This is a genomic window from Nonomuraea sp. NPDC049504 (assembly GCF_040676845.1).
Classification (GTDB): domain Bacteria; phylum Actinomycetota; class Actinomycetes; order Streptosporangiales; family Streptosporangiaceae; genus Nonomuraea; species Nonomuraea salmonea.
On record NZ_JBFAPT010000051.1, the window covers coordinates 36,905 to 43,036 of the forward strand.

The 6,132-nt window shown below is 74.5% G+C and carries 4 protein-coding genes; all 4 read right to left on the bottom strand.

The features are described 5' to 3' along the window. Positions 1-76: 76 nt before the first annotated feature. The 4 genes from AB0K28_RS49235 to AB0K28_RS49250 all read right to left on the bottom strand — a co-directional run bounded on the left by AB0K28_RS49235 (position 77) and on the right by AB0K28_RS49250 (position 5,993). Positions 77-781 (bottom strand): DUF3152 domain-containing protein, encoded by a 705-nt coding sequence (locus AB0K28_RS49235; protein WP_364384902.1) that lies wholly within the window; start codon positions 779-781, stop codon positions 77-79. Between the two features lie 102 nt (positions 782-883). Further along, positions 884-2,140, bottom strand: coding sequence for an FAD-dependent oxidoreductase (locus AB0K28_RS49240; protein ID WP_364384905.1), 1,257 nt, complete (start codon positions 2,138-2,140; stop codon positions 884-886). A gap of 86 nt (positions 2,141-2,226) precedes the next feature. Beyond that, positions 2,227-3,153 carry a zinc metalloprotease gene (locus tag AB0K28_RS49245; RefSeq protein WP_364384908.1) on the bottom strand — a complete coding sequence of 309 codons (927 nt, stop codon included), beginning with the start codon at positions 3,151-3,153 and terminating at the stop codon, positions 2,227-2,229. Positions 3,154-3,281: 128 nt separating this feature from the next. Further along, on the bottom strand, positions 3,282-5,993 hold the full coding sequence (locus AB0K28_RS49250) for a sugar-binding protein (RefSeq protein WP_364384911.1): 2,712 nt from the start codon (positions 5,991-5,993) through the stop codon (positions 3,282-3,284). Positions 5,994-6,132: the final 139 nt, after the last annotated feature.

Sequence of the window (6,132 nt, forward strand, 5' to 3'; positions counted from 1 at the left end):
AAGCGGCGACCTCGTCCGGTTGAAGGAAACCTATCGGTCGCCCCGAACCCCCGGAACGCCACCCCCATCGTCCGCGTCAGCGGCGTTGGTCGCGGCCGCGGTGGGGGTGGGGCCATGGGTTCGGGCGGCAGCGGCCGAGGGACTTCGACTGCTGGACCATGACGGGGGCCAGGCGGCCGTGGCCCGGGCAGTGGCGGTGGTCGTGTCCGAGGGCGTGGCCGACCTCGTGGTTGATCAGGTAGTGCCGGTACGCCACCAGGTCGCCGTCGTACTGGGGGACGCCCTTCGCCCAGCGCAGGGCGTTGATGACCGAGCGGCGGCCGTTCCAGCAGGACAGTTCGCCGCCGGTGCGCAGCGGCAGGCACTGGCGGATGGTCATGCGCGGGCTGGACAGTGCGACGCGCACCCGTACGGGGCCGTGGTCCACGCGGTGGAAGCGGGCCCAGCCGCGGACGTCGTTGAGCGTCCTGTGCACCTCGGCGGCGAACGCGCGCGGCTCGAACGGCAGCCCGCGCTCCACCTCCACCAGGTACCGCACCGCCGCGCCACGGCCGGGCCTGGCGGGGGCCGAGCCTGGGACGATCGCGTAGCGGCCGGAGGCGGCGTTCGGCACCCGTACCTCCTCCTGCTCGGGCGCCTCCTCGCGGTGGCGGGGCGCCAGCGGCCTGGGGGCAGGCGAGGGCGGAGGTGTGATCGAGGGGGAAGGGGGCGCGGTGGCCTCCGGGTCCGCGCAGCCGGCCAGCGCCGCGAGCAGCAGCAGGAGCAGTGCGAGCAGCGGCAAGACGGCCTCCCCACGACGTCACCGGTGGGGAGGTATCCGATCTTACGTTGCCGCTTGTCGCACTTGACGGCCAGGGTGGCTTATCGCGCTCGGTGCCCGAATTCAGCCGGTGGGCGGCCGGTACGGGGCGAGGTCGATGGGCGGCCGCTCCCCGAGCGCCAGCGCGGCGGCGAGCTCACCGGTGAACGGGCCCGCCGTCAGCCCGTACGCGCTCAGCCCCGTCGCCACCACCACGCGGTCCGTCACCGGCCCGATGAGGGCGGAGCCCGGAGCGTAGACCGGGCGCAGGCCGACCCGCGTCTCCGAGACCGTCGCGCTGGCCAGCCCCGGCGCCACCCGCAGCCCGGCCTCGATGACCTCGTCGAGCCCGCCCACGGTGACGCGCGGCGCGAACCCGACGTCCTCGACCGTCGCGCCGACCACCACCCGCGAGTCGGGGAAGCCCAGCAGGTACGGCCCCATGCGGGGCAGGATGATCGGCCACCACGCGGTGTCCACGCCCTCCAGCGTGGCGTGCAGGATCTGGCCCCGGCGGGGGAAGACCGGCAGCTCGACGCCCAGCGGCCGGCACACCTCACCCGTCCACGCACCGGCCGCCACGATGACCGCGTCCGCCTCGAGCGGCACCCCCTCACCCATGGGCTCTTGCTGGACGCCGGGCATCGCCGGCGCATCAGGGTGAAGCGGCGCCGCCTGCCGCCACGAGGCATCCCCGGCCGGGACCGCCGCGGAGGAGCCGGTCCCGGCGGGGGCCGTTCCGGAGACGGCGGGGGCGGGCGGGGGAGGGGTGGGGGCCGAGGTCTCCGGGTGGTCGGCGGGGTGGAGGAGGACCTGGCCGTCCTGGGTCAGGGTGGCGGTGCCCGTACGGACCTCGGCGCCCCTCGCCACCGCCGCCGCGAGCAGGGCGTCGCGCACCGAGCGGCCGTCCACCCTGGCCGCGCCCGGCACCAGCAGCGCGCTCAGCGTGTCGGACAGCGGCGGGAACAGCTCGGCAGGGGTCGCCACGTCCACGACCTCGCCCATCTCGGGCGCACCGGCGTAGCGGCGGCGCAGCAGCGCCCGCACCGGCTCCAGGTCCACCGGGTCCTCGGCCACCAGCAGCGCGCCCACCTTGGCGTAGCCGATGTCCTCGCCCAGCTCCTCCACCAGGCCGGGGTAGTGGCGGGCGCCCTCGCGGGTCAGGCGGTACCAGTCGTCGTCCTCGGGGTGGTCCACCCACGGGCAGACGATGCCGGCCCCCGCCTGCGTCGCCTCGCCCGGGTAGCCGCCGTCCACGACGGTCACCGCCGCGCCCCTGCGGCTCAGGTGGTAGGCCGCGCCGGCCCCCACGATGCCGCTTCCGATCACCACAACACGCATGCTCCCCATGTTCGCAGCCGGGGTGAGCAGGGCCGATGACCGGGCCGGGGTCTGGGCCGGCGTCTGGGCCGGGGTCTGGGCCGGCGTTACACGGAGGCGCGCATGCTCTGCCGCAGTTGCGGCGTCAGGAACGACGAGCGAGGGCCGGCCAGGGCCGCGTCCATGCGCTCGGCCTGGCCGAGGGTGAACATGTACATGGCGGCGTCCTCGACATAGTCCATGTAGTTCATGAACATGTCGCCGTTCGGCGCGTTGCCGCAGCTCACCGCCGGGAAGGACGGGGAGCCGCGGTTGGGCCCCGCCTGGTTGGGGGTGTCGTCGACGAAGTCGCTGCCCGAGCAGCCGTCGCCGTCGTCGCCCCAGATGTGGCGCAGGTTCAGCCAGTGGCCGACCTCGTGGGTGGCGGTCCGGCCCCCGTCGTACGGGGCGGCCGCCGTCCCGGTGGTGCCGAACGCGCTGTGCCGGATGACCACCCCGTCGAGCTCGGGCGGCCCGCCGGGGAAGGCGGCGTACCCGAGCGCGTCCGTCAGCTCGCACACCCAGACATTCAGGTAGCGGTCGGCGGGCCAGGCGTCGGAGCCGCCCTGCGCGCTGAACTTGACCCTGTCGTCGGTGCTGAACCCGGCGGCATCGGTGGAGACGCGGACGACGCCGGAGGTGGGCTCGCCGTCGGGCCCGGTCGAGGCCAGCCGGAACTCCAGCCGGGCGTCGGCCACGACGTTCCGCCACACCTGCGGCACCTTGCTCACGTCGGGGTTGGCCTTGCGGAAGTCGGCGTTCAGCACCTTGAGCTGGCTGTCGATCTGCTCCTGGCCGATGTCCTGCTCGGGGGTGCGGTGGACGACGTGCACCACCACGGGGATGGTGACGACCTCGTCCCGGGCGGCGGCCCTGGCGGTCCTCCTGGCGAACGTCTCGTTCTCGATCGCGGCCAGCGCCAGCGCGTAGCGGGGCGAGGAGGCGAGCAGGCGGCGATGGACGGGCATGGTGGCGCAACGGTCGGTGTCGGGCACGGGGGTTCCCTTTCGGTGCGCGCGGCGGAGAGCCGCACAGGGGGGACGGTTGGCTCCTGCACATCTACCCAGAATGTAGTCGAACAATCACTCTGAGTGATGACAGGAGCCTTTCGTCCCCCTTGCGCTCAGCGCACCGTGACGGACGAGGCGGCCGTGCCGCCGCCGCGGTCCTCCCATCCGGCCAGGACGTTCGCGCCCTCGCCCGGGGCGCGGGTCACCGGCACGGTGACGGTGGTGACGCCCTTGCGGGAGACGGTCACGACCTTGCTGCCGGCCGTGCCCTCGGCGTCACGGACGAACAGGTGCGCCTTGCCGGGCCCACCGGCCTGCAGCCGCACCCGTACGGCGTCGCCCCCGGCCGAGGCGGTCAGTACCCGCGCGGCCGAGGAGGCGGCCGGCGCGCCCGCGGGCGGCACGTGCACGCGCACCGCCTGCTCCAGCGTCTGCGGCGAGTCCAGGGAGGACAGCGCCGTGTCGGGGATCACCGGGTCGGGCGGCGTCGTGGGCCGGTCGGCGGGCGGCTGGTAGCCGGGCAGCGTGGCCACGCCCCACCGGTACGGGTCACCCTGCACCCCGCCCCACGTGGACCAGCCGATCCGGGTCTGACCGGTCTTGTCCTGGGTGTCGGAGTCGTACACGAGGATGTTCAGCCCGAGGTGCGCGGGATCGACCGCGCCCGGCAGCACCTCCATCGGGATGGACAGCTCCACCGTGTACCCGCCGTCGCCCGTCGTGGACGCCACCTTCATGCCGGGCGCGGTCTCCTCGCCGGGGCCCTGGCGGTTGTCGGCGTCGCGCAGGAAGCACGGCGGCCCCTCGGCGGTGACCGGCAGGACCGCGGCCTTGAAGGTGGTGGAGGTGTTCTCGGACGTGCCGCGCGGGTCGAGGGTGACCTCCACCGCGTCGGTACGCCAGTGCCGCTTGCAGTCGGAGGCGGCGAGCGGCGTGCCGAGCACGTCGTCCTTCACGTGCACCAGCAGGTAGAGCGTGTCGTCGTGCCAGGCGGCCCGGGCCGTGCCCGAGCAGTCGGCCGCCGACGCGCACGCGCTGCCCTCCCACAGGCGGGAGATGTCGATCGGGTCGCCGGCGTACTCGCCGTCGCCCTCGGCGCCGTCCACCGCCGGCGCGGTCTCGGCCTGCGGCACCGTGGTGGCGGGCACGAGTTCGAGCGCGGGCCTGGCAGTGGCGGAGCCGCCGCCGTCGACGGTCGTGGTGATCGTGTACGCGTAGTCGCCGCCCTCGTTGGACGTCTTCAGCGACGGGTCGGAGTTGGTCACCTCGAACGGCACGGTCGTGGACTCGCCCGCGGCGAGATCCTCGAAGGGCGCCTCGGTCTGCTCGGCGGTGAACCCGCCGGGCAGGCCGAGCCGTACGGTGCCGGACCGCGTCTCCCCGCTGACGTTGGTGACGACCACGCCCACCTCGCGGCCGCCGCCGGAGGGGAGCGTGAGCACGGGCGGGACGATGCCGCCGAGCTGCGGCACGCCCACCTCGGCCGTCCACTTCTCGTACTGGGCGACCTGGGGGAGCGGCTGCTGCGCGGCGCGGACCGGCGGGCTCACCTCGACCTGCCGGTCGGTGTAGCCGCCGCCGCGCTCGGTGGTGAGGGTGGCGGCCAGGCGTACCCGGCCGGGCGCGGCCTGCGCGGGAGGCGTCACCTTGAAGGCGGCCTTCCCGGAGCGCCCGGCCCGCAGCCTGCCGAGGTCGCCGGAGCCGCTGACCTGCCAGCCGTCCGGCACCCGCAGCGCCACCTCGGAGCGGCCGAGCTCCTCCTTCGGCGGCGCGCTCACCTCGGCCTCGACCGTGAACGCCGCCCCCGGCCGCACGTCGAACTCGCCCGTGCGCAGGGCGAACCGCGTGCCGACCGGAACGCCGCCCTTGGCCCTGGTCAGCGCGCCGTCGAGGATGTTCGTGGGCGCGGCGGCGGCCGGGCTGCCCGGCTCGGGGAACGGCACCCGCGCGTCCACCTGGGTGAAGAAGTCGCAGCCGAGCTGCGCGGGGTCGGACGGCACGTCGGGGAAGCCGGCCCAGCCCTGCGAGGCGTACGTGCGCTGCGCCTCACGCTCGACGGCGGCCCACGTCCTGCCCCTGCTGGGCGAGGTGCGCCCGCTCCAGACGCCGAACACGTTCTGCGCGGGATTGTTCGGCTTGTACGTCGAGGAGCACGACGGCCCGACCTGCCCGGTGCCGCGCGCCCCGCCGGTGAACAGCCGGGCCGGAGCGAACGGCCGCAGCCCCTCCTTCGTGATCTGGCCGGGGAACGCCTTCGGGTCGGCCGCCGCGTAGAACGCCGCGACCGCCAGCCTGGCCGCCTCCTGGTGGTTGCCGTGGTTGCCCGGCGTCGGAGCCGGATCCATGGTGAGGATGATCTCCGGCCGGGTCTGGCGGACGACCCTGACCACCTTCTCCAGCGTGTCGCCGCCCCACACCTGGTCGGTCAGCGGCGCGCTCACCGTGTAGTAGAAGTCGACGTCGTCGAGGTTGAACACCTCGCGCACGCCCGCCTTGCCGACGGCCGCGCGCTCCTCCGACTCGCGCAGCAGCCCGAGCGCGGGCCCCTCCTCGGGGCCGACGGCGTTGCCGCCGCCCTCGCCCCTGGTCACGGTCACCACGCCGGCGCGCACGCCGTGGTCCTCGTTCCACTGGCCGAGCGTGGACAGCGTGCCCGACTCGTCGTCGGGATGCGCGCCGACGAACAGCGCGTCGAGATCGACGGGAGCCGGCGCGGCGCTCGCCGGAAGGGCGCTCGCTGGAAGGGCGGGGAGAAGACCGAGGACGAGCACGGCGGCGGCCAGCGGAGCCGCGCTCCGCCGCGCGGCGGATACGTTGATGGGCATCGAACCTCCGGGGGGCTCTCAGCTGTCAGCTGAATCATCAGTTGTCATCAGTCTTTATGTGAGGTCATCAGTGTGTGAAGCTCTCTGAGTGGGCCAGGCGGAACGGCGTCCACTACCAGACCGCCTGGCAGTGGGCCCG

Excerpts from the sequence above, each read along its gene's own strand:
- AB0K28_RS49240 (WP_364384905.1), bottom strand. The coding sequence starts at position 2,140 with ATGCGTGTTGTGGTGATCGGAAGCGGCATCGTGGGGGCCGGCGCGGCC.
- AB0K28_RS49250 (WP_364384911.1), bottom strand. The coding sequence starts at position 5,993 with ATGCCCATCAACGTATCCGCCGCGCGGCGGAGCGCGGCTCCGCTGGCC.